Consider the following 25,811-nt stretch of genomic DNA (forward strand, 5'->3'; position numbering starts at 1 on the left):
AGTCCTCACGATTCCAGTTCTGCGGCAAGCCGTTCCAGCTCGCTCAGCACGAGGTCTTCGACGGTTTCGGCCAGCGCCGCGACAGTGCGCGCGGCCATCACGTCGGCCGGGGTGAGCCGGACGTCGAAGAGCGCGCTGGCTTGGGCGGAAATCTGCAGGCTGCGCAGCGAATCCCCGCCGAGGGAGAAGAAATTGTCCTGCGTGCCGACGCGGTCCGCGCCGAGCACCTCGGCCCAGATCCCGGCGAGCGCGCGCTCGGTCTCGGTCGCCGGTTCGACGTGCCCGGTTTCGGCCGCCCGCGGGACAGGCAGCGCACGCCGGTCGAGTTTTCCGTTGGCGCTCACCGGAAGCCGGTCGAGCGCGACGAACACTGACGGCACCAGGTAGTCCGGCAGCGACCGGGCCAGGAATTCCCGGAGCGCTTCTTCTCCGGCCGCCGACACGACGTACGCGACCAGCCGCTTCGCGCCCGGCTGGTCCTCCCGGACGAGCACCGCGGCCTGCGCGACGTCCGGATGCCGGGCCAGCGCGGCCTCGACCTCGCCCGGTTCGACCCGGAACCCGCGCAGCTTGACCTGGTCGTCGCGGCGGCCGAGGAACTCCAGGGCGCCGTCGGGCCGCCAGCGGACGACGTCGCCGGTGCGGTACATCCGCTCCCCCGGCGGGCCTTCCGGGTCGGCGACGAACCGGTCCGCGGTCAGCCCCGGCCGGTCCCGGTAGCCCCGGGCCAGACCCGCGCCGGCCAGGCACAGTTCGCCGGGCACGCCGGGCGGCACCGGGCGCAGGTCCGCGTCGAGCACCCGGACGCGGGCGCCGTCGAGCGGGCGGCCGATCGGGATCCGGTCCGGCGGCGGCGCGTCCATCGGATGAGCGGTGGCGAACACGGTCGTCTCGGTCGGGCCGTAGCCGTCGACGACCCGCAGCCCGGGACACGCGGCCAGTACCCGCCGCACCGCTTCGGCCGGGACGACGTCGCCGCCGGTCCAGACCTCGCGCAGGCCGGCGAAGCATTCCGGCGTTTCCTGGGCGAGGATCCGGAACAGTCCCGCGGTGACCCAGACCGAGGTCAGGCCGTGCTCGCGGACGAGCCCGCGCAGCAGCGGCGCGTCGAGGCCGGTGTCCGGGCTGGTGACCACCCAGCCGCCGGTGAGCAGCGGCACCCACAGCTCGTAGGTCGAGGCGTCGAACGCGAGCGGCGAGTGCAGCAGGATCCGTTCGTGCGCGCCGCCGCGGAACCGGTGGTCGGCGGCCAGCGCCGCGATGTCGCGGTGGCGCACCACCACGCCCTTCGGCACCCCGGAGGAGCCGGACGTGTACATCACGCACGCCGCCTGATCCGGGTCGACGGCGAGCTCCGGGTCGCTGTCCGGCTCGTCGTCCACAGAGGACAGCAGCACGGTCTGACCGAGCGGATGTTCTTCCGCGGCAACGATGAACCGGACGCCGTCGAGCAGCATCCGTTGCCGCTTGATCGGAGCGCGCGCGTCGATCGGCAGATAAGCGCCGCCCGCCTTGACCACGGCCAATTCGGCGATCACCGCGTCCGCGTGGTCCACGGCGAGCCCGACCGGTTCCTCCGGCCGCAGCCCGAGCCCGGCCAGCCGGTTCGCCAGGCGGTTGGCCCGCCGGTTCAGCTCGGCATACGTGACCGGTTCGCCGTCGAGGACGGCAGCGAGCGCGTTCGGCCGGAGCCGGACCTGCTCGGCGAACAAGTCCGGCAGCGACCGGGGTTCGGGCGGGCCGCAGGTCGCGGTTCGTTCGGCGAGGAGCTGGGTTTCGGCCGCGGTCATGATCGGGACAGCGCCGAGCGTCCGGTCGCCGTCCGCGGTCAGGCCGCTGAGGATTTCCAGCAGCCGCGCCGCCAGGCTGGTCACCGTCGCGGGGTCGAAGAGCGCCGGGTCGTAGCCGACGTCCACCGTCAGCTCCGAACCGGGCGAGGCGACGACGGTGATCGGGAAGTTCGTCGTCTCCCGCGCGGACAGGTCGCGCACGGTCAGGCCGTGTCCCGCCGCCGCGCCGGTGATCGGATAGTTCTCGAACACCACGAGGCTGTCGCACAGGTTCACCCCGCCGGGCAGGCCCGCCCAGCCCTGGACCCGCGCCAGCGGGACGTGCCCGTGCCCGCGTGCTTCGGCCTGCGCCGCCTGCAACCGGGCGAGCCAGTCCGCGACGGGAAGTCCTCGGTCCACCGCGACCCGCACCGGCAGGGTGTTGATGAAGATGCCGGGAATGTCGTCCACCCCGGGCACTTCGGCTGGGCGGCCGGAGGAGGTCGCCCCGAACACGACGTCGTTCTGTCCACTGTAGACCGACAGCAGCAGCGCCCACGCTCCCTGCAGCACGACGTTGTGCGTGAGGCCGTGGCGTTTGACGAACGCGTCCAGCCGGGCGGTGGCGGCGCGGTCCAGGTGCACGGGTAGCCACTCGGCCGAGCACGGGGCGTGGCCGGACGGCGGGGTCCGGTCGGTCGGCAGCTGCGTCGGGCCTTCGATCCCGGCGAGCGCGGTGCGCCAGAACTCTTCGGCCGCCGCCTGGTCGTGCTCGCCCAGCCAGGCGAGGTAGTCGCGGAACGGCGGTCGCGATGGCAGCGGCTGTCCGGCGTAGGCGGTGCAGACGTCCGAGAGCACCTGGAAGACGCTCCAGCCGTCGAGGAGGACGTGGTGGAACGTCCACAGCACCAGGACTTCCGTGTCGGACAGCCGGGCGAGCGCGATGCGGGCCAGCGGCGCGACGGCCAGGTCCAGGCCCTCGGCCCGGTCTTCGGCGAGCAGCCGCGCCAGCTCCGCGTCGTGGGTGTCCAGCTCGGTCCAGTCGAGGTGCCGGACTGGCAGTTCGGCTTCGCGGTGCACGACCTGGACCGGCTCGTCCACGCCGGTCCAGACGAACGACGTCCGCAGGACCGGCGTGCGGTCGACGACCTGCTGCCACGCCGCGCCGAGCCGCTGCGGATCGGTGACACCTTCGAGGACGAAGGTCGCCTGCTCGAAGTACATGCCCTGCGCGGTCTGGGACAGTCCGTGGAAGACCATTCCGCCCTGCATCGGCGTCAGCGGATAGATGTCCTCGACCGTCTGGCCTGCGACGAGCTGGTCCACTCCCGCTTGATCGAGCGCGGCGAGCGGGAAGTCGGAAGGGGTGCGTCCGCCCGCGTCCGGCTCGGCGCAGTGCACGATGATTTCCCGCAGTGCCGTCAGCATCTGCTCGGCCAGGGTTTCGACGGCGTCCCCGGCGGTGGCGTGCGACCAGGTCAGTTCCAGCACGCCTGCTTCGACCCGGCCGACGACGTCGAGCACGTGGGTGCGAGGTGCTTCCGGGTCGACCTCGGCGTCCAGGCTGCCGACGCGGAACAGCCCGCCTTCGGCCGCGCTGAACTGGCCGAGGTAGTTGAAGCTCACCTGCGGGTCGATCGCCGGGGCCGTGCCGGCCAGGTAGCGCAGTGCGCCGTAACCGATGCCTCGCCGCGGGATCGCGCGCAGCTGCTCCTTGACCGACTTCAGCGCGGGGCCCCATTCGTCCGGGACGTCCAGCGCAACCGGGAACATGCTGGTGAACCACCCGACCGTCCGCGAGAGGTCGACGCCCTCGAACAGGCCCTCGCGGCCGTGGCCTTCGAGGTCGATCACCGGGATTTCGCCGGTCCAGTCCCGCAGGACGCGGCCCAGCGCGGTCAGCAGCACGTCGTTGACCTGCGTCCGGTAGACCTCGGGGACGTCCTGCAACAGCGCCCGGGTCTCCTCGGCGGTGAGGCGGACGGTGACCTCGCGGGTGTCGGCGATGATGCCCGGCTCGCCCGGCGTGACTGGCGGAAGGGCTTGCCAGTGGGCGAGTTCGTCGTCGAAACCGCCTGCCTCGGCGTGTTCGGCGAACCGCCGGGCCCAGGCGAGGAACGACGTCGTCTTCGGTTCCAGCTCTTCGCCTCGATAGGCGGTTTCCAGGTCCTCCAAGAGGATCCGCCACGAAACACCGTCGATGACGAGGTGGTGGGCGGCCAGCAGCAGCCGTCGTCCGTCGAGGACCGCGTTCAGCAGCGGGCCGCGTTTGACGTCGAAGGCGGGCTCGGCGACGAGCAGCTCGACCGAGCCGGGCGGCTCGCTGTGCTGGGTCTTATCGAAGCGCAGGCGCAGGGCGTCGTGGTGCGCCCAGACCTCGGCCAGCGCCCGGCGCAGCGCGGGCTCGTCGACGTCCTCGGCGAATTCCAGGACAACTCGCTGATCGAACCGCTCCGGCTGGGTCTCGAAGTACCAGCGCTGGATCGGCGTGAGCGGCGCTTCGCCGACGACCGGTCCTTGCTCGGCCTTCGGCCCGCGGTCGCCTCCGGCGTGCGCGGCGAGCGCGGCCAGCGTCGGATGCCGGAACACCTCGTGCGGCAACAGGACCAGCCCGGCGCGGCGGGCCCGGGAGACGACCTGGATGCTGAGGATCGAATCGCCGCCGAGTTCGAAGAAGTTCGTCTCGGCCCCGACGTCCTCGACGCCGAGCACCTCCGACCAGATCCCGGCCAGGACCCGTTCGGCTTCCGTCGCCGGGGCGGTCCGGGTGCCGGTCGCGGCGAAGTCGGGGGCAGGCAGGGCGTTCCGGTCCAGTTTTCCGTTGTGGTTCAAGGGAAAACGGTCCAGCCGGACGAACGCGGCCGGGACCATATAGTCCGGCAAGGTCCGGCCGAGGAATGCGGGCAGGTCGTCCGCTTCGCCGAGGTAGTAGGCGACGAGCCGCTTGACGCCGTGGTCCTCGCGAGCGAGCACGGCGGCCTGCGAGATGCCGGGGTGCGCGGCGAGCGCGGCCTCGACCTCGCCGGGTTCGATGCGGAAGCCGCGGATCTTGACCTGCTCGTCCACCCGGCCGGCGAAGTCCAGTTCGCCCCGCGCGGTCCAGCGGACGAGGTCGCCGGTGCGGTACATCCGCTCCCCCGGCGGCCCGAACGGGTCGGGCAGGAACCGTTCCGCGGTCAGGCCGGGAGCACCGTAGTAGCCGCGCGCCAGGCCCGCGCCGGCGAGGTGGAGTTCGCCGAGCGCGCCCGGCGGCACCGGCCGCAGGTCCGGGCCGAGGACGTAGGCGCGGGTGTTGTCCAGCGGTTTCCCGATCGGCACCACGTCCGGCACCGGGCCGAGGACCGGATGCGCCAGAGCGAACGTCGTGGTCTCGGTCGGGCCGTAGACGTCCACGACGGTCGTGTCCGGGCAGGTTTCCCGCACGCGCCGCACGGCAGCCGACGGGACCGCATCGCCACCGGCCCAGACCTCCCGCAGCCCGCGGAAGATCTCCGGCGCTTCCCGGGCCGCGAGCCGGAACAGGCCGGTGGTGAGGAAGGCGGCGTCGACCCGGTGCTCGGCGAACAAGCGGCCGATGGTGTCCAGATCGAGGTCGCCGGGCGGGGCGACGACGACCGTCCCGCCGTTGAGCAGCGGCACCCAGAGTTCGTACGTCGAAGCGTCGAAAGCCTGCGACGCGTGCAGCAACACCCGGCGGTGCCCGGCGAAACGCCGGTCGGCCGCCAGCGCCACGATGTCGCGACGAGTGGGCGCGACGCCCTTCGGCTTTCCGGTCGACCCCGAGGTGTACATGACGTACGCCAGGTTCGCCGGGTCCGCCTTCGGGAGCTTTACCGCCGCGCTGTGCTCGCCGGGCACGGCCGTGGGTCCACTGTGGACCTTAGCTGCGGTATCACGCCATTTGTCGTCGGTGACCAGGATCTTCACGCCGGACAAGAGGGTTTTGAGCCGGGGTTCGGGCGCGCGGGTGTCGAGCGGCAGGTAGGCCGCACCGGCTTTGACGATCGCCAGCTCGGCGACGATCAGCCCGGGCGAACGGTCCATCAGCACGCCGACGAGCGTTTCCGGACCCGCACCCAGCGAAACCAGGTAGCGGGCGAGGCGGTCGGATTGCCGGTCGAGCTCCGCGTACGTCAGGCGGATCCCGTCGCCCGCCACCGCGACCGCTTCCGGCGCTTGCCGGACCTGCTCGGCGAACAATTCGGACAGGTCGTCGTCCGGGAGCGGCTGGGCAGTGTCGTTCCAGTCGTGGAGCACTTGCTGCCGTTCGGCCGTCGTGAGCAGTTCGATGTCTTCCAGCGATCCCGGGCCCGCGCTGAAGGCGTCGAGAACGGCGAGGAGTTGCCGGGTGATCCGCTCGGCGGTCTCGGGGTCGAACAGGTCTGGGTCGTAGCCGATGTCGAGGGTCAGCTGCTCCCCCGGCGACGCGACGATGCTGATCGGATAGTTCGTCGTCTCGGCCGCGTCGACGTCGCGCAGCCGCAGCCCGGGCGTCGACGCCTGGTCGATCGGGTAGTTCTCGAATACCACGATGCTGTCGAAAAGGCTTCCGCCGCACCCACTCCACGCCTGCAGCTTCGTCAGCGGAAGGTGGCCGTATCGACGTGATTCGACTTGTCCGGCCTGCAACTCAGCCAGCCACTCGGATACGTCGGCACCGGTCACAGTGGTCCGCACGGGCAGGGTGTTGATGAAGATGCCGGTGATGTCGTCCGCGCCGGGAAGGTCGACCGGACGCCCGGAAACCGTGGTACCGAAGCAGACGTCGCGCTCACCGCTGAGCCGCGCCAGCACCAGCGCCCACGCGCCCTGCAAAACAGTATTGAGCGTGAGACCGGCCCGGCGCGCGAAGTCACGCAGCCGTCCCGAGTTTTCGACCGGCACGCGCAGCCATTCCGACGACCGGCTCGTGTGCGCCTGCGCGGGAGCCCGGTCGTACGGCAGCCGCGCGGGAGCGACGAGGCTGCCGAGTTCGCGCCGCCAGTGTTCCTCGGCGGCCGCGTCGTCCTGGCGATCCAGCCAGGCGACGTAGTCGCGGAACGGCGGTCGCTCGGGCAGCTCCGCACCGGAGTACGCGGCGAAGACGTCGGACAGCACGCCGAAGACGCTCCAGCCGTCGAGCAGGACGTGATGGAACGTCCACAGCACGCGAACTTCGGTGTCCGACAACCGTGCGAAAGCCAGTCGCAGCAACGGCATTTCGGTGAAATCGAGCCCGTGCGCCCGGTCGGCGGCCAGCAGGTCCTGCCACGCCTGGTCGCGTTCGTCCGGAGTGCGGCCGCGCCAATCGTGCCGCACGATCGGGACCGGGACCTGCCGCTGAACGACCTGGACCGGTTCGGGCACGCCCTCCCAGGCGATCCTCGTCCGCAGCACCGGCGTCCGGTCGACCACTCGCTGCCACGCCCGTTCCAGCGCGGCCAGATCCTCGACGCCGTCGAGCACGAACCCCACTTGCTGGAAGTAGACTCGCTCGCCGGGCTGGGACAGCGCGTGGAACACCATCCCGGACTGCATCGGCGTCAGCGGGTAGACGTCCTCGATTTCGCGGCCGTCGCCGACCAGCTCGTCCACAGTGGATTGGTCGAGGGCGGCGAGCGGGAAGTCCGACGGCGTCCGGCCGCCCGCGCCCGGCTCGGCGCAGTGCCGGATGATTTCACGCAGCGCGGTCGTCATCGCGGCGGCGAGCGTGTCCACAGTGGATTCTTCGTGGATGCCTTCGGCGTAATACCAGGTCAATTCCAGTTCGCCGGATTCGACGCGGCCGACGACGTCGAGCAGGTGCGCGCGAGCCGAGCGCGGGCTTTCGTCGGATTCGAGCCGGCCCGAACCGAACTGGCCGAGATAGTTGAAGCTCACCTGCGGGTCGATTTCCGGCGCGGTGCCGGTCAGGTAGCGCAGTGCGCCGTAACCGATCCCCCGGCGCGGCACCGCGCGCAGCTGTTCCTTGACGGACTTGAGCGCCGTGCCCCAGTCGTCCGGGACGTCCAGCGCCACCGGGAAGACCGTGGTGAACCAGCCGACCGTCCGGGACAGGTCGACGTCGTCGAACAGGTCCTCGCGGCCGTGGCCCTCCAGGTCGACCACCGCGGTCCCGCCGGTCCAGTCGCGCAGGACGCGGCCGAGGGCGGTGAGCAGCACGTCGTTGACCTGCGTGCGATACGCCTTCGGGACGTCTCGCAGCAGCGCTCCGGTCTCCGCCGCCGACAGTCGGACGGTCACGGAGCGCAGGGAAGCGTTGGTCGCGTCGCCTCGGCCGTCGACCGGCACCGTGGTCCGGCCGGAAACGCCGCGCCAGTAGCCGAGTTCGTCGTCGAACCCGTCCGCGGCAGCGTGCTCCGAGAGGCGGATCGCCCAGTCGCGGAAGGACGTCGTGCGCGGGCCGAGGTCGATCGGTTTGCCTTCCCGGGCCTGGTCGTAGGCGCGCTCGAAGTCCTCGAGGAGCACGCGCCACGAGACGCCGTCGACCACGAGATGATGCACGGACAGCCGGTCCTGCTCGAACCGGACCAGCGGTGCTTCGGCGCCGACCGGGCCGTTCTCCTGGAGCCAGTGCGTCTCGCCGCGGGCGAAGCGCATCCGTAGTGCGTCGTGATGGGTCAGCAGCGCCTCGACGGCCGCGCGCGCCGCGTCCGGATCGAGCGTTCCTAAGTGGACGAACTGGTGGAAGTGGTCCGGTTCGGCGGTTTGCGTCGCGAAGAACCAGCGCTGGATCGGGGTGAGCGGCACCGGGCCGTGGACTGGGCCGCGCTCGACCGCCGTCGTCGCGGTGCGAGCCGCCTCGGCGAGCGCGGCCGGGGTGCGGTGGGCGAACAGGTCGCCGGGCTGCAGCTCCAGTCCGGCCCGGCGGGCGCGGGAAACGACCTGCATGCTGAGGATCGAATCGCCGCCGAGCTCGAAGAAGTCGTCGGTCGCGCCGACGCGGTCGACGCTGAGCACGTCGGCCCAGATCTCGGCAATGGCGCGTTCGCGCTCGGTCCGCGGCGCGACGTGGTCCCGCGCGCCGAACTCGGGGGTCGGGAGCGCCTGCCGGTCGAGCTTCCCGTTGACGTTCACCGGGAACCGCTCCAGCCGCACGAACGCGGCGGGCACCATATAGTCCGGCAGCGTCCGGCCGAGGAATTCCGCCAGATCGTCGGTCTCGCCGACGATGTAGGCGACCAGCCGCTTCACGCCGCCGTCCTCGCGGGCCAGCACGGCGGCCTGCTCGACGCCGGGATGCTCGCCGAGCGCGGCCTCGATTTCGCTCGGTTCGACCCGGAACCCGCGGAGCTTGACCTGCTCGTCCGCCCGGCCGACGAACTCGAGCGCGCCTTCGCCGTTCCAGCGCACGAGGTCGCCGGTGCGGTACATCCGCTCCCCCGGCGGGCCGAACGGATCCGCGACGAACCGGTCCGCGGTCAGCCCGGGCCGCCCGAGGTAACCGCGCGCCAGGCCCGCGCCGGCGATGTGCAGTTCGCCGGGCGCGCCGGGCGGGACGAGCCGGAGGTCGTCGTCGAGGACGTACACCCGGGTGTGGTCGAGCGGTCCGCCGATCGGGACGACGTCCGGGACCTCGCCGGGCAGCGGATGCACGGTCGCGAACGTCGTGGTCTCGGTGGGGCCGTAGACGTCGGCGACCAGGGTGTCCGGGCAGGCCGCCTGGACCCGGCGCAGCGCGGCCGCGGGGACGGCGTCGCCGCCGGTCCAGACTTCCCGGACGCCCGCGAAGACCTCCGGCGATTCCTGCGCGACCAAGCGGAACAGGCCGGTGGTGAGGAACGCGCCGGTCACGCCGTGCGTGGTGAGCGAGCGGCCGAGCGTCTCGACGTCCACGTCTCCCGACGGGGCCAGCACGACCGTGCCGCCGTTGAGCAGCGGCACCCACAGCTCGTAGGTCGCGGCGTCGAAGGCCTGTTGCGAGTGCAGCAGAATCCGGTCGTGGCAGGCGAAGCGCTGGTCGAGCGTAAGCGCCACGACGTCGCAATGCCGCGCCGAAACGCCCTTCGGACGGCCGGTCGAACCGGACGTGTAGATGACGTAGGCGAGCTGTTCGGGGTCGACCCGGACGTCCGGCGGAGTGGCGGGGGCGCTGCTGTCGCCGGTGAGGACAGTGCCGGTGTGGACGTCTTCGGCGGTCTCCAGCCAAGCCGCGTCGGCCAGGAGGACGGTTGCCTCGGCCTCGTGCAGGAGCAGGCGCAGCCGGTCGGCCGGGGCGCGCAGGTCCAACGGCAGGTAAGCGCCACCGGCCTTGACGATCGCCAGTTCCGCGACGACGAGTTCCGGCGAGCGGTTCATCAGGACGGCAACCCGGTCCTCGGCCCGCACTCCGGCGGCGATCAGCCGGTGGGCCAGGCGGTTCGCGCGGACGTCGAGTTCGCGGTAGGTGATCTGCTCGTCGTCCGTTACGAGCGCGAGGGCGTCCGGACTCCGCCGGACCTGGGCCTCGAAGAGCTCGGGCACCGCCTTGGCCGGGAGCGGGCGGGCCGTCTCGTTCCGCTCGGCGAGCAGGTGGTTGATCTCGGTCTCGGAGAGCATCGGCACCCGGGACACCGGCTCGTGCGGGGCCGCGACCATGCCCCGGACCAGTGCTTCGAGGTGCGCCGCGAGCCTCGCCGCCGCCGAGTCGCCGATCCGCTCCGGGTCGTGCGTGAGAATGAGCGACAGCTTCCGTCCGGGGTAGGCGACGACGCCCAGCGGGTAGCTGGTCCGTTCGGCCGCACGGACGTCGCGCAGTTCGGAGACCTCGTCGATCGGGTAGTTCTCGAAGACGACGATGCTGTCGAACAGGCTCCCGCCGCCGCTCCACGCTTGCAGTTTCGTCAGGCCGACGTGCCCGAAGCGGCGCGATTCCGCTTGTGCCGCTTGGAGATCGCGCAGCCAGTCCGTGACCGCGCAGGTGCCGTCGAGCCGGACGCGCACTGGCAGCGTATTGATGAAGATGCCGGGGATGTCGTCCGCGCCGGGCAATTCCGCTGGACGGCCGGACACCGTCGCGCCGAAGCACACCTTGGCTTCGCCGCTGTAGCGTGCCAGCAACGCGGCCCACGCACCTTGGACGACCGTGTTGACCGTCAGCCGGTTCCGCCGCGCGAAGGCGTACACCGCGGCGGACGTCTCGTCGTCCAGTTCCACCGGGATCCGGCCGGTCGAACTCGACGTGTGCGTGCGGGCGGCGGGGCGTTCGAGCGGCAACGGAGTCGGTGCGACCCCGGCGAGTTCGGCTCGCCAGTGCGCCTCGGCGCGCTCGTCGTCCTGCGCGGCGAGCCAGGCCGCGTAGTCGCGGAAGGGCGGCCGGACGGGCGGTTCTTCACCGCGCAGCAGGGCGACGACGTCGGAGAGCATGCCGAAGACGCTCCAGCCGTCGAGGAGGACGTGGTGGAAGGTCCAGAGCACCCGCACCCGGGTGGCAGATTCCTTCGCGATCACCAGCCGGGCCAGCGGGGCTTGGGCGAGATCGAATCCCTCCGCAAGATCCTGTGCCAGAAGCCGCTTCAGCGCTTCCTCGGCATCCACAGTGGACCAGTCCAGATAGGACACTGGCAGTTCGACCTTACGGTGCACGATCTGCAGCGGCTGGGGCACGCCGTCCCACACGATCCGGCTGCGCAGGATCGGGGTCCGCTCGACCATCCGTCGCCAAGCCTCGCCGAGCCGTTGCGGATCGGGCACATCGTCCACAGTGAACGAAACCTGTTCAAAGTAGACGCGGTCGCCGGACTGGGCGAGGTCGTGGAACACCATCCCGGCCTGCATCGGAGTCAGCGGGTAAATGTCCTCGACGTCCCGGCCGTCGCCGACCAATGCGTCTACTGTGGATTGCTCTATTGCGGCCAGCGGGAAGTCCGACGGCGTCCGGCCGCCTGCTTCCGGCTCCGCGCAGTGCCGGATAATCTCGCGCAGCGCTTCGGCCATCGCCGTCGCCAGCCGGTCCACAGTGGATTCCTCGTGGACGCCTTCGGCGTAATGCCAGGCCAGCTCCAGCTCTCCGCCCTCGACGCGACCGACCACCTCCAGCAGGTGCGGACGGACGGTGTCCGGCGAGACGTCCAGCGCGAGTTCCCGGTGCAGGGTCAGGCCGCCGGGCAGGTCGAACTGGCCGAGATAGTTGAAGCTCACCTGCGGCTCGATCACCGGCGCGGACCCGGCGAGATACCGCAGCGCGCCGTAGCCGATCCCCCGGCGCGGCACCGCGCGCAGCTGCTCCTTGACCGCCTTGAGCGCCGCGCCCCAGCCGTCCGGAACGTCCAGCGCCACCGGGAAGATGCTGGTGAACCAGCCGACCGTCCGCGACAGGTCGACCCCGTCGAACAGCTCCTCGCGGCCGTGGCCTTCGAGGTCGATCACCGGCCGGTGCCCGGTCCAGTCCCCCAGCACCCGGCCCAGCGCGGCCAGGAGCACGTCGTTGACCTGTGTCCGGTACGCCTGCGGCACCTCGCGCAGCAACGCGCGCGTCTCGTCGGCGGTGAGCCGGGCGGTGACGACGCGGGCGCGGCCGAAGGTGTTCTCCGCCGGGCCGTCGACCGGGAGCGGGGTCGGCGTGGGCAGCTCCCACCAGTGCGCGAGTTCGTCGTCGAAGCCGCCCGCTGCCGCGTGCTCGGCCAGCCTGTTCGCCCACTCGCGGTAGGACGTCGTCCGCGGGCCGAGGTCGATCGGTTCCTCGCGCACGGCCTGCTGGTAAGCGCGGTCGAGGTCTTCGAGCAGCAACCGCCACGACACGCCGTCGACCACCAGGTGGTGCGCGGCCAGGTGCAGCGTCCGCGGCTCGCCAGTCAGCGACCAGCGCAGCAGCGTGTGCCCTCCGCCGACCGGGGCGTTGTGCTGGTGCCAGGCCTCACGGTCGTGGCTGAACCGCATCCGCAGCGCGTCGTGCCGTTCGGACAACGCGGCCAGCGCGCGGATCAGCGCGGTCAAGTCGACGTCGGCGGGCAGTTCGACGGCGATCGTCTGGTCGAAGCGGTCCGCGTCCAGGCCGAAGAACCAGTGCTGGATCGGGGTGAGGACGACGTCGCCGCTTTCCGGGCCGCGTGCCGGGATCGCCGCCGCTTCGCTGACGGTCGGGGCGAGCGCGGCGATGGTCTGGTGGCGGAAGAGGTCGGCGGTGGTCACGCTGAGCCCCGCTTGCCGCGCCCGGGAACTCACCTGGATGCTCAGGATCGAATCGCCGCCGAGGGCGAAGAAGTTGTCGTCCACTCCGACGCGGTCGAGGCCGAGCACATCCGCCCAGATCCCGGCGAGAACGGCCTCCCGTTCGGTGCGCGGGGCCACCGTCCGCTCGCTGGCGACCTGCGGCTCCGGCAGCGCGCGACGGTCAACCTTGCCGTTCGCGGTGAGCGGCAGCTCGGCCAGCGCGACGAGCACCGACGGCACCATGTAGTCCGGCAGCGTGCGCGCGACGGCGCGGCGGAGTGCTTCGGTGTCGATGTTCGCCGGGACCACGTAGCCGACCAGTTGCTTGCGTCCGCCGGTCGCCCGGATCGTCACGAACGCCTGCGCCACCCCTTCTTCGGCGGCCAGGGCGCGTTCGATCTCGGCCGGTTCGACCCGGAAGCCGCGGATCTTGACCTGGTCGTCCACGCGGCCGAGGAATTCGAGCGTCCCGTCGGTGCGCCATCGGCCCAGGTCGCCGGTCCGGTACATCCTGGAGCCGGGCTCACCGAACGGGTCGGCGACGAACCGCTCCGCGGTCAGACCCGGCTGCTCGAAGTACCCGCGCGCGAGCCCAGCACCAGCGATGCAGACCTCGCCGGCCGCGCCGCGCGGCAGCAGGCGGAACCGGTCGTCGACGACGTGGATCCAGACGTCCCGCAGCGGTGTCCCGATCGGGATCACGTCCGGGACCTCGGCCGACATCCGGAACGAGGTGGCGAAGGTGGTGGTCTCGGTCGGACCGTAGCCGTCCACGACCGCGATCCCCGGGCAGCGGTCGAGGACCCTTCGCACGGCGGGCGGGGGCACGACGTCGCCGCCGGTCCAGACCTCGCGGAGTCCGGCGAAGCACTCGGGCGTCTCCTCGGCGAAGAGCCGGAACAGGCCCGCGGTCAGCCAGAGTGCGGTGATGTCATGCTTCGTGACTAGCTGCTGGATCGCGTCGGCGTCCAGGTCACCGGGCGGCGCGACGATCACTGTGCCGCCGTTGAGCAGCGGCACCCACAGCTCGTAGGTCGAGGCGTCGAAGGCGAGCGGGGAATGCAGCAGGACGCGCTCGTGACTGGCGAAGCGCGGATCGGTCGCGAGCGCCGTGACGTCCGCATGGCGTACTGCGACGCCCTTGGGGACGCCGGTGGAGCCTGAGGTGTACTCGACGTAGGCCAGATTTTGGGGGCTCAGCGTGATTTCCGGGGCTGGTCCGTCCACATCCGCCACGACCAAGGACGTTCCTTTGTGGACGGTTGCCGCGGTGTCGTGCCAGGTGTGGTCGGTGAGCACCAGCGACACTCCGTCAAGGACGCGGCGCAGGCGATCGGCCGGGGCGCGCAGGTCCAGCGGGAGATAGGCCGCGCCTGCCTTGAGGATCGCGAGCACGGCCACGACGAGGTCGGCCGAGCGGTCCATCAGCACGCCGACCCGCTCCTCCGGGCGGACGCCTTGCCGGATCAGGCGCTGGGCGAGACCGTTTGCCCGGGACTGTAGTTCTGCGTAGGTCAGCCGGATGTCGCCGCTCACGACCGCGGTCTGGTCGGGTTGTCGTTCCGCGCATCGGTCGAACCGCTCCGGCACCGTTTCGACGGGCGTGCTTTCGGCGGGTGCCGGGAGCAGGAACCGACGGTCGTCGGCGGTGAGCAGCGGAAGGTCGGCTATCGGCCGCGCCGGGTCGGTGGCGATGCCAGCGAGCAGGACTTCCAGGCTCTGCGTGAGCCGTTCGATGGTGGCGGCGTCGAAGAGCGCGGTGGCGTATTCGACGGTGACGCGCAGGCCGTCGGGTTGCGGCCAGAACTCGACCACGAGATCGAAGCGTGCCGAGGGTCGTGGCAGGGCATACTCGCTCACCTGCAACCCGGCGACCGTACGCTCTTCCACCAACGGGCGTTGCAGCACTACGACAGCCTGCACCAACGGCGTCCGCGACGGGTCGCGCTCCGGTTGGGCTTCCTCCACGACGCGGTCGAACGGGACGTCACCGTGTGCGAAAGCGGCCAGCACGGTTTCGCGGAACTCGGTCAGGAAATCATCGAACGGCTGCGCACTGTCCACTGAGGACCGCAGCACGAGGGTATTGACGAAGAACCCGGTCAGCTGCTCAAGTTCCGCCCGCTCGCGTCCGGACACTGCGGTGCCGACCGCGATGTCCCGTTGCCCGCTATACGCAGCCAGGACGACCTGGACGGCCGCAGTCAGGGTCATGAACAGCGTGGCACCCTGTGTGCGGCCCGCTTCCGCGATGGCGCGGACCAACTCGGCGAGCAGGTCGTGCCGGTGCACCGCGCCTTCGGTGGTGCGCTGCGGGGGCCGGGGGCGGTCGGTCGGCAGTGTGAGAGGTTCGAGGCCGTCGAGTGCTTCGCGCCAGTAGCCGAGCTGGTCGAGACGTTCGGACGCCAGCCGCCACTGGGCGTAGTCCTGGTAGCCGAGCGGAAGCGGGGGCAGGGACGCGCCGCCGTACAGGTCGAGGAGTTCGCCGGTGAGCACGGCGATCGACCGGCCGTCCGTCACGATGTGGTGCTGGCACAGGAGAAGCAGGTGCTCGTCCGGGGCGAGCGGGAACAGGACGGATCGAGTCAGCGGACCCGTCCGGAGGTCGAACGGTGCGCGCAGTTCAGCCTTCAGTGTCTCGTCGTCCGGGGTGGAATCCGCTATCCTCAAGGGTAGTTCCCCGGTTGGCGCTATCCGCTGTTTTCCTTGTCCCTCAATGGAATCGAAGGTCGTTCGCAGCGATTCGTGCCGCGCGCACAGCGAGGCCAGCGCCCCGTGCAGCTTGTCGAGGTCGAGCGGGCCGGACAGGCGGATCCCGACGCCGGTGTTGTACTCGGTGCTGCCGCAGGTCATCTCGTCGAGGAGCCACAACCGCCGCTGCGCCGGAGACAGCGGAAGCAGTTCCCTCGGCGACGCCACCGGAATCGCCTGCTCGGCTCGCGGACCACTTTCCAGCAGTCGGGCGAGCTGTGCCACGGTGGGCGCGTCGAAGAGCGCCCGCGCCGAGAGGTCCGCGCCGAACCTCCGGCGCAGGCGGGACAAGGCCTGCACGGCCAGGATCGAGTCGCCGCCCAAGGCGAAGAAATCGTCCTCGACACCGATCCGGTCCAGGCCCAGCACTTCCGTGACGACCTCGGCAACGGCGCGTTCAGTATCCGTCCCTGGCTCGGCACCTTCCGGCTCCGCCGACGGCGCAGGCAGCGCTCTCCGATCGACCTTTCCATTGGCACTCAACGGAAGCTCGTCCAACACGACAATCGCCGACGGCACCTGATAACTCGGCAACACCGCCGCGACAACGGCTTTCAAATCCTTCCGCAGCGCGCCCGGCACCAACACGACGTAGCCGACCAGCCGCTTGATGCCCGATCCGTCCTGCCGCGCGACGACCACGGCCTCCGCGACCGTGTCGTCCGCGGCAAGCACGGATTCGATCTCACCGAGTTCCACCCGGAACCCGCGGATCTTGACCTGATCGTCGGTACGGCCGAGAAATTCCAGCTCGCCCCGGTCGTTCCGGCGGACCACGTCGCCAGTACGGTACATCCGCTCGCCCAGCACCACGGGATCGGCGACGAACTTCTCCGCCGTCGCCCCGGGACGCGCCCAGTAGCCGCGCGCCAGCCCCGCGCCGGCCAGGTACAGGTCGCCGGTCGGGACCGGATTCAACGCGTCGTCCAGGACATACGCGCGCACGCCGTCCAGCGGGCGGCCGATCGGAATCGCCGTGACGTCCGCCGACTCGACCGCGTGGGCCGTCATGAAGGTGGTGGTCTCGGTCGGACCGTACCCGTCGACGACCGTGACGCCGGGGCAGGCCCGCAACACCCGCCGCACCGCTCCGGGCGGGACGACGTCGCCGCCGGTCCAGACCTCTCGCACACGCTGGAAACAGTCCGGCGCTTCCTGCGCGACGACCCGGAAAAGGCCCGCGGTCAACCAGATCGCACCGACCTCGAACCGGGACAGAACTTCGCGGAGGCTCTCGACGTCGAGGTCACCAGGCGGCGCGACCACCACGGTCCCGCCGTTCAAGAGCGGGACCCACATCTCATACGTGGAGGCGTCGAAGGCCGCAGGCGAGTGCAGCAACACCCGCCGATGCGCGTCCCGAGCGAATCTCCGGTCCGCCGCGAGCGCCACAACATCCCGATGCCGGACCGCGACCCCCTTGGGCGTTCCGGTCGAGCCGGAAGTATGCATCAGATACGCCAGATTGTCCGGATATACTGTCACCGAAGGGAACTCCGCCTCCGGCAACGCCCTCCCAAGCACGACGATCTGTCCACTGTGGACCTCCGCCGCCCGGACCGGATCGTCAGTCAGCAGCACGGTGACCCCGGCCTCGCCCAGCAGCGTCCGCAACCGGGTGTCCGGCGCACGCCGATCGAGCGGCACATACGCCCCGCCCGCGATGACCACCGCCAACTCCGCGACGACCACCCCGGCCGACCGCTCCGCCAGCACCCCGACCCGGTCCTCCGTACGCAACCCGAGCCGCAGCAGGTAGGCGGCGAGTTTGCCTGCCTCACCGGCCAGTTCGGCGTAGGTCAGGCGGGTCTCCGCACTCTCGACAGCGAGTGCGTCCGGATCCTGCCGCACCTGAGCAGCGAACAACGCGGGCAGAGTGGCAGCCGGATCCGGTTCAGCGCCAGCCAGCCGCGCCTCCCCTGCGACCGCGTCCGGCTCTTGCCGCTCCAGAGCGGCGAACAACCCGAGCACCGTGGCAGCCGAGTCCGGTTCGGCGTCAGCCAACCGAGCCTCCGTACCCTCCACAGCTAGCGCATCCGGAGCCTCCCGCACCTGAGCAGTGAACGGCCCAGGCACCGTGGCGGCCGGATCCGGCTCGGCATCTGCCAACCGAGCCTCCACAGCAACCCCGTCCGGAGCCCGCCGCACCTGAGCAGCGAAGGGCGCAGGCAGGGCGGCAGCCGAGTCCGGTTCGGCGTCAGCGAACCGGGTCTCGCCACCCTCCACAGCGAACGCGTCCGGAGCCTCCCTCACCTGAGCGGCGGACGGCGCGGGCAGAGCGGCTCGCTTGGCTGCCTGTTCGTCGTCAGTCGACCTGGCCTCCGCACCCTCGACGGCGAGCGCATCCGGAGCCCGCCGCACCTGACCGGCGAACAATCCGGGCACGGTGGCAGCCGGGTCCGGTTCGGCATCTGCCAACCGGGCCTCCACCGCAACTCCGTCCGGAGCCCGCCGCGCCTGAGGAGCGCACGGCCCAGGCACGGTGGCGGCCGCGTCCGGCTCGGCGTCAGCCAACCGAGCCTCCCCGCCCTCCACAGCGACCACGTCCAAGTCACGCCGCACGTGACCGGCGAACGGCCCGGGCACGGTGGCGACCGGATCTGCTTCGGCGTCCGGCCGCCGAGCCTCCCCACCCCCCACAGCAACCCCATCCGAAACCCGCCGCACCTGTTCGACGAACAACGCGGGCAGAGCAGCAGCCGGATCCGGTTCGGCCGGTTTGTCTTGGGCGGTCATCGTCGTTCGCTACCTTCCGGGCACACCAAGGGATCCCGCCTGGCGCGGGTGGGGGACGAGGAGTCAGGAGGGCGGCCTCAGCACCGCCGCGCGAGCCGGCCGCCGATTTCGACTGCGGCTGCCGCGCCGGGGTCGCCGCGGAACCGTCCGCACGGGGTGGCGCGGCCGGTCGCCGGGTCGCGGACGGTGAAGCTGCCGTCGGCGTACCGGGTCAGTTCGGGGAAGACGTCGCCGTCCACGTCGAGGCACGCGCCGCCGTCGGCGGTCGGCCGGATCGTGTATCCGAGGGCTCCGTTGCGATAAGTGCCGAAATCGCCGTCCGGCAGCGGAATCGGGCAGGATTCCGCGCTCTGGACGTGATGTGGCGGAAGGCCGAGGTCCGGCAGTTCCGCGGCCAGGTCGTGCCAGAGGTCGGTGCCGCCCGCGCCGTTGGCAGTCAGCGCGAGCACGCAGGCCCCGGCCTGGTCGATCCGCAGGTGGCACGAGGTGCCGTCGGCCGTGCCGTCGTGGCCGAGCCAGCGGAACTCCTCGTCGCCGAAACACGCCAGCCCCAGTCCCCAGCCGTCGGCGAGGCCGAACGGTTCCGCGACGGGCACCGGCCGGTGCAGGTCGCTCGCGGTGACGACGTCGAGCAATCCTGGTTTGCCGAGGTGGACCCGCCCGAGCGCGACCAGGTCGCGGGCGCTCAGCGCGAGCGCGCCCGCCGGGTCCAGCATCGGCGGCAGCACCTGTTCGAGCGGACGCTCGCCGTCGCGCGCGTGCCCGGTCGCGACGCCCGGGCTGTCGACGTAGACCGGCTCGATCTCCAACGGCCGCAACAGAATCGACTCGACCGCCTCGCGCCAGCCCATCCCGGTGACCTCTTCGATCAGCAGCCCGACGAGCGCGTAGCCGAGGTTGGAATAGGAGAACGCGGCGCCCGGCTCGCAGACGAACTCCGCGGCCCGCACCTCTTTCCGGCAGGACCCGTCCGCGTCGGCCGGGTCCGAGGGCAGCCCGCTGGTGTGGCTCAGCAGCCTGCGCAAGGTCAGCTCGGCAGACAGCGAAGGGTCGCCGAGAATCTCGCCGACCGGCTGGTCCAGTTCGAGATCGCCGTCGGAGACGAGCATCATCGCCAGGGTCGCGGTCGCCACCTTGGTGATCGAGCCGATCGGCACCCGCGAGTCCGCCCGCATCGGCCTGCCGCCGCCCGCCGAACCGGTCTGGACCATGACCGTCTCGCCGCCGGACCACACCGCGACCTGCGCTCCCGGCACCCGATGCCGGGCGGCCAGCCGCGGGAGCACTGCGGCCAGCCGGCCCGCATCGCCGGCGCCGGGCACCGGCCGCGGTCTCGGGACAGCGAATCTTTCTTTCCGGGAGTGCATGACCAAGCCTTTCGAATACTCGTAGGAGCCGCCCGGGGAATTGCCCCCCGCCCGCGCGGCACTAGCCCCAGCAGAGCGCGGCCGTCTTCAAGACCGGACCCGCGCCGGAATCCATACCCTGCCTAGCGCGGTTGCGCTCCAGCAACCGCCAAACGAAGGACTGCGGCATACGCCGGTTCGCACCCAGCGTCACACATTGCCGAGAGCATTCTAAAATATGAACAACGGACTCACACCTCAGGGCGACACACAGATAAGCGGACGGTCCGCCTTCGCATTCGGCCGACGTCCCGACCGCACCCGGAACCGTTTCCGACTGCTCCGACCAGCGTAAACCCGTCATTATCCCGGCCGCCTCGACAATGATCGAAACCGCCGAAGTAGTGCCAACGGACGCTGCCGTTGCCCCGACCGCAGCAACATCACCGCCGCGAGCGGGAGTTCAGCCGCGTCCCGGAAAACGATCACCTTCCGCCTCTCCTTAAACGCTTCCGAACAGCTAGCGGGACAAGTCGATCAGGAAGAATCGGCGATTCGCTCCGCTAAACCTCACCCGATCACCGGAAAATTCCGCCGACTCCCCTCCGCGCGGAATTCACCGCCCTCCCCGCACGACCACACGAATGGCGCGCGACGGCAGTAGCCCTTACTCCCGGGTAACTCGCCGCACTTCCCGTCGTTCCGCCATGAGACCGCCACAGTCGATTCCGGCATGAGCACCTCCGCCCGCACAGTCGCCCCCGCCGCCGGAAACGTTGCACCTTCTCCGCGACCAATAACCGAACAGCGGAACCCGCTTCCAACTGTCGGCAAGCTGTCAATAAGATGCATATTCCGCAGCATTTCCAACCGCACAGATCGGTAAAAGGGAACCATCGGGCCGATTGCCCACGAATTGACTATCACCCACTGTCCACTCAGGACAGACGTGCCCTCACTCCGCTGGCTTCCCGCCGCGCATCGCCGATAGAAGCACCGGCAGCGCCACGGCCAGCGCGATCCCCCGCACCGCACCGGCCACCGGATACGCCGCCCGGATGCCGAGCACGTCCGCGACCAGTCCGCCGACCAGCGATCCCAGCGGCATCAAACCCCAGCCCAGCATCCGGTAGACGCTGTGCACGCGCCCGCGCAGTTCCTGCGGCACCGCCTGCTGGCGCAGGCTGACCGTGACCACGCTCCAGAGCGTCGTCGCAAACCCGTTGAAACCCAGCAAAGCCCCGAGAACGACCGCATTCGGACTGGCGCCGATGAGCACGAAGATCACGATGTTGGCGATCAACGCGGTCAACAACGCTTGCAGCGCCCCGATTTTCGCCACGACCCGCGCGTTGACCATCCCGCCGAGCACACTGCCCGCCGCGGCCCCCGCGAGCAGCACGCCGTAACCGCGCTCGCTGACGTGCAAAGTCTGGGTCGCGAGCAGCACGACTGTCACATTGCCGAGCTGGTAGCAGAACGTGTTCACCGCCAGCAGCCCGGCCAACGTCCGCAACAACCGGTGCCGCCCGAGCCACCGCACCCCCTCCACCACCGCGACCCGGACCGGCGGCTGCACCCCGCGCGGCGCCGGACGGCGAGGCAAGGTTGCCAGCAACGCGGCGGACCCCGCGAACGAAACCGCGTCCACACCGAACGGCAACGCCGCCGCCCCCGCGAACAGCAAACTCCCGATCGGCGGCCCGACGAACAACTGCCCTGCGTTGGCGACCGCGTACTGACTGCCGTTCGCCCGGTGCAACTGCGCCTCGGACACCAGGTCAGGCAGCACTGCGAGCGACGCGTTGGCGAACACGACCTCGCACACACTGAGCCCGAACCCCATGGCCGCGAGCCCCGCGATGTCGATCCGCCCCAGCCCGATCAGCACGGCGACCACCGCGACGATCACCGCCTGAAGCGCCTGCGACCGCCAGAGGAGACTGACTCGGTCGCGCCGATCCACGAGCGCCCCCGCGGGCAAGGAGAGCAGCAGCCAGGGAAGGTAGGTCGCGGCCGAGACGACCGAGACCTGCACCGGATCGCGCGTGAGCGTGACCGTCAGCAGCGGAACGGCCGCGGAGAAGACCCCGTCGCCCACGTTGTCCACCGCCGAGGCCCACCACAACCGCCAATACGCGGCGGGGAGCTTGGCTTTGGGGTCGCTTGGCTTCATGTCCGGGAGGGTCCCTGAGTCGAACATGTGTTCGCCATCATGTAGACTGGAGCTACATCGACGATGGCCGGAACCTCTTCGTATTTCGCTTGCCGCAAGATCCAGGGTGCCGCAGACTGACGCGGCCGATGCCAAGTCCTGCGCGAATCCAGACTCAGCCCGACGCGTCCTTACCTGGGCGTGCCTGCCGTCGTGGGGTCGCGATGCCGGGATGCGCGATGGTCGCGATCGATGCGGTTAAACGGGCGGGCGGGCGCGCGGTGGTTGGACGCACCGCAGTCAGCCACGCACCGGTCGAGCAAACCGCAACCGGCCACACCGACCGCACAAACTGCGGCAAAGTGCGTGCCAGCCAGGGCCCCGCTCGACGAACGGCGGCTGAGCGACCGGAGGCCGGACGGGCAGCAGCCGTGTCCGTCTCGGCGCAACGGGCGTGGGCAGAACGTCCCGCAACTGGCCGAGCAGCAACGGCTCCCGGTGCGGTGAATCGCATGGCAACCGCGCATGTCGCGCCCAGGCGAACTGCGGGACGAGTCGCAGGGCAGGCACCAACCAGACCCACCACTGCCCGACGCGCAGCAACCGGCAGGCACGCCAAGCCGGGACCCACCCCGGGCCGAACGGCCCCCGAGCGGACGACAGCCGAACCCACCACAACGAACCGCACGCCGCCCGAACGAACGGATGCTTCATGATCGACGCAATCATCGCCGGCTGCGGTCCCACCGGCGCGACGCTCGCCGCCGAGCTGCGGTTGCACGGCGTGCGGGTTCTCGTGCTGGAGAAGGAAACCGAGCCGGTTCCGCTGGCCCGGATCGTCAGCCTGCACATCCGCAGCCTCGAGCAACTCGCGATGCGCGGGCTGCTGGAGCGGCTCCTGCCGCACGGACGGCAACGTCCGGTCGGCGGCATCTTCGCTGGCATCCCCGCGCCCCCGCCCGCGGACCTCGACACCGCGTACCTGCTGGGCATCCCCCAGCCGGTCGTCGTCCGGGAGCTCGAGAAACACGCAATCGAACTGGGCGCGGAGGTCCGGCACGGCTGCGCGCTCGCCGGGTTCGAGCAGGACGAGGACGGAGTGACCGTCGAGCTGGCCGACGGCGAACGGCTGCGAGCGAAGTACCTCGTCGGCTGCGACGGCGCGCGGAGCACCGTGCGCAAACTGCTCGGCGTCGGTTTCCCGGGCGAACCCTCGAGGACCGAAACCCTGATGGGCGAGATGCCCGCGTCCGCGCCGCCGGAGGAGATCGCCGCCAAGGTGGCCGAGATCCGGCAGGCCAACAAGCGATTCATGCTGGGGCCGGTCGAGGAAGGCGTCTACCGTGTCGTGGTCCCCGCCGCCGGGCTCAGCTCCGAACCGCCCGTTCTCGAAGACTTCCGACAACAACTGCGCGCCCTCGCCGGCACCGATTTCGGCGTGCACTCCCCGCGCTGGCTGTCCCGCTTCGGCGACGCCACGCGGCTGGCCGACCGATACCGCGTCGGCCGGGTGCTGCTGGCAGGCGACGCCGCGCACATCCACCCGCCCACCGGCGGGCAAGGCCTCAACCTGGGCGTGCAGGACGCGTTCAACCTCGGCTGGAAGCTCGCCGCCCAGATCCGCGGCTCGGCCCCCGATTCCCTGCTCGACACCTACCAGGCCGAACGCCATCCGGTCGCCGCGGACGTCCTCGACAACACCCGCGCCCAGATGGAACTGTCGTCCGCCGAAGCAGGACCGCGAGCCGTGCGCCGACTGCTCACCGAACTGATGGACATCGGCGAGGTCAACCGCCGCCTGATCGGGAAAATCACCGCGATCGACCTCCGCTACGACTTCGGCGAAGGCCCCTACCTGCTCGGCCGCCGTCTCCCCGACCTCGACCTCAAGCAAGGCCGCCTCTACGACCGCCTCCGCCAGGGCCGCGGCCTGGTGCTGGACCGCACCGAACGACTGACCGTCGACGGCTGGGCAGACCGGGTCGACCTCCTCGCCGACCCCGCCGCCGCCCTGAACGCCCCGGCCGTCCTGCTCCGCCCCGACGGCTACATCGCCTGGATCGGCGAGGACCAGGACGAGCTGAACCACCAGCTCGCCCGCTGGTTCGGCCGGAGTGCTGCATAACAGCGGAGTAGCCGGAACCCAGCGGGAACCGGGCTTCCATCCCGCTGGTTCGGCGAGTTCGCCCCTTGGCGACCGCACCGCCGCATAAACTGACGAGAAGCAGCAAGGTCCTCGACCACCCAGGCCGTTGAAAGAGGGAACCGGGCATCCCACCCCGCCCGTTCGGCGAATCCGCTGTTCCCCTTGGCAACCGCACTGCCGCGCCCGGCTCGGACCGACGAGAAGCCGCACGCCCTCAGCCACCCCGGCCGCTGAACGACCGGCAGCCCAGACCGGCGAAGGCGAGACCTCAACGACCTGGCTGAAAGCCACCCGGGACCGGCAAAGGCGCGCCCTTAACCGCCGCACCCGCTGAAACCCCCCTGGCCAGGGAAGGCAAGGCTGCAGCCTCGCACGATGAAAGGCCACTCCTGAATCGGCGGAGGCGACACCGAAACCACCCCCACCCGCAGACCCCCGGGACCAGAGAAGGCAAGACCACAACCTCACACGATGAAAGACCACGCCTGGACCGGCGAAGGCGACACCGAACCACCCCACCCGCGGAAAAGCACCCCCGGACCAGCGAACGCTCGGCCTCAGCCTCACACGACGAAAGACCACGCCTGGACCGGCAAGGCAAGACCACAACCACCCCACCCACAGACCCCCGGGACTGTGGAAGGCAAGACCTCACCCGCCCGCCCTCAAGCGCGGCCCCTCGACCAGCGAAGGCCAAACCCCGCCCGCCGGTCCCCCGGACAACCCGCCTTCTGCCGCATAATCGCGACGTGCCGCTCACCCTCGATCTGAGCACCGGCGACCTCGCGGGCACCAGGCTCGCCGTCTCGCCGTTGTCCGAAACTGTCTCCGGCCTGCAGACCCTCGCCGGGTGCTGGGGCCGGGCGCGGCACGAACGCTGGGCCCGCTGGGCCGCGGCAGAGCTCGCCGCGCGGCCGCTGGACCTTCGGTGGACCTGGCCGTTGCTGGTCACCGGCCGGGCCAGTTGGCCGCAGTTCCTCCTGCCCGCTCCGGCGCGGGCGGCTAGCACGATCGACGAGGCGCTCGCCGCGATGTGCCGGACCACCCCGGGCGAGGTCCGCCGAAGTCTGCACGGCGTCTTCGGCGACCGCCTGCCAGCCCCGGCGCAGGCGCTTGCCGACGACCCTGCGGCCGGGTTGCGCGCGATCGCTGCTGAACTGCGCCAGGCGCACGACCGCCTGATCGCACCGCACTGGGCACGGCTGCGCGCGGTTCTCGACGCGGACATCGCCTACCGCGCCAAACAATGGGCCGACGGCGGCGCGGGACGCCTGTTCACCGACCTGCACGCCAGGCTGAACTGGCACGACGGCCGCCTCATTCTCGACGGCGACAACCGTCCCTCGCCCGGGCGCCCCACTGGCGGGCTGGTCCTCTCCCCCGTCGTGCTCGGGCCGCCGTGGTTGATGATCAAACTGCACACCACCACCCAGACCACGATCCGCTACCCGGCGCGAGGCAGCGGTGCACTGTGGACAGCCGACGAGCGCCGTCCCGCGGGGCACGCGGTCCGCCTTCTGGGCCGGCGTCGAGCGGAACTCCTGGAGACGCTGCGCTCCCCCGCCACGACCACCGACCTCGCCGAAGCCTTGCACGTGTCGCCGAGCGCGGTTTCGCAGCACCTTCGGGTCCTGCGCGACAACGGCCTGGTCACCGGGCAGCGGTCCGGTCGCACGGTCCGCTACCGCACCACCGAGCAAGGAATCCGCCTCCTGAGGCCCGGCTCGCCGACACATCAGCACCCCGAGGCGCGTCCAGGATCGGATCCCACGACCGAGGCACAAATGTGACAACTCCAC

The 25,811-nt window shown here is 70.8% G+C and carries 5 protein-coding genes; 2 read left to right on the top strand and 3 right to left on the bottom strand.

Translation table 11 applies throughout. The features are described 5' to 3' along the window. Nucleotides 1-5 precede the first annotated feature (5 nt). The 3 genes from EIZ45_RS09630 to EIZ45_RS09640 all read right to left on the bottom strand — a co-directional run bounded on the left by EIZ45_RS09630 (nucleotide 6) and on the right by EIZ45_RS09640 (nucleotide 21,887). A complete protein-coding gene (locus tag EIZ45_RS09630; protein ID WP_240690567.1) occupies nucleotides 6-18,365 on the bottom strand; it encodes a non-ribosomal peptide synthase/polyketide synthase in 18,360 nt (6,119 codons plus the stop codon). Nucleotides 18,366-18,442: 77 nt separating this feature from the next. Continuing rightward, on the bottom strand, nucleotides 18,443-19,687 hold the full coding sequence (locus EIZ45_RS09635; RefSeq protein WP_240690568.1) for a beta-lactamase family protein: 1,245 nt from the start codon (nucleotides 19,685-19,687) through the stop codon (nucleotides 18,443-18,445). 979 nt (nucleotides 19,688-20,666) lie between these two features. After that, nucleotides 20,667-21,887 carry an MFS transporter gene (locus EIZ45_RS09640; protein ID WP_134662308.1) on the bottom strand — a complete coding sequence of 407 codons (1,221 nt, stop codon included), beginning with the start codon at nucleotides 21,885-21,887 and terminating at the stop codon, nucleotides 20,667-20,669. Nucleotides 21,888-22,578: 691 nt separating this feature from the next. Here EIZ45_RS09640 and EIZ45_RS09645 point away from each other — a divergent pair. Beyond that, nucleotides 22,579-23,991: an FAD-dependent monooxygenase gene (locus tag EIZ45_RS09645; protein WP_205669847.1), complete on the top strand. Its 1,413-nt coding sequence runs from the start codon at nucleotides 22,579-22,581 to the stop codon at nucleotides 23,989-23,991. A 770-nt stretch (nucleotides 23,992-24,761) separates the two neighbouring features. Further along, entirely contained in the window at nucleotides 24,762-25,802 is a 1,041-nt protein-coding gene (locus tag EIZ45_RS47500; RefSeq protein WP_304571889.1) for a helix-turn-helix transcriptional regulator, read from the top strand. The last annotated feature ends 9 nt before the right edge of the window (nucleotides 25,803-25,811 follow it).

The organism is Amycolatopsis sp. CFH S0740 (assembly GCF_004522315.1).
Classification (GTDB): Bacteria; Actinomycetota; Actinomycetes; order Mycobacteriales; family Pseudonocardiaceae; genus Amycolatopsis; species Amycolatopsis nivea.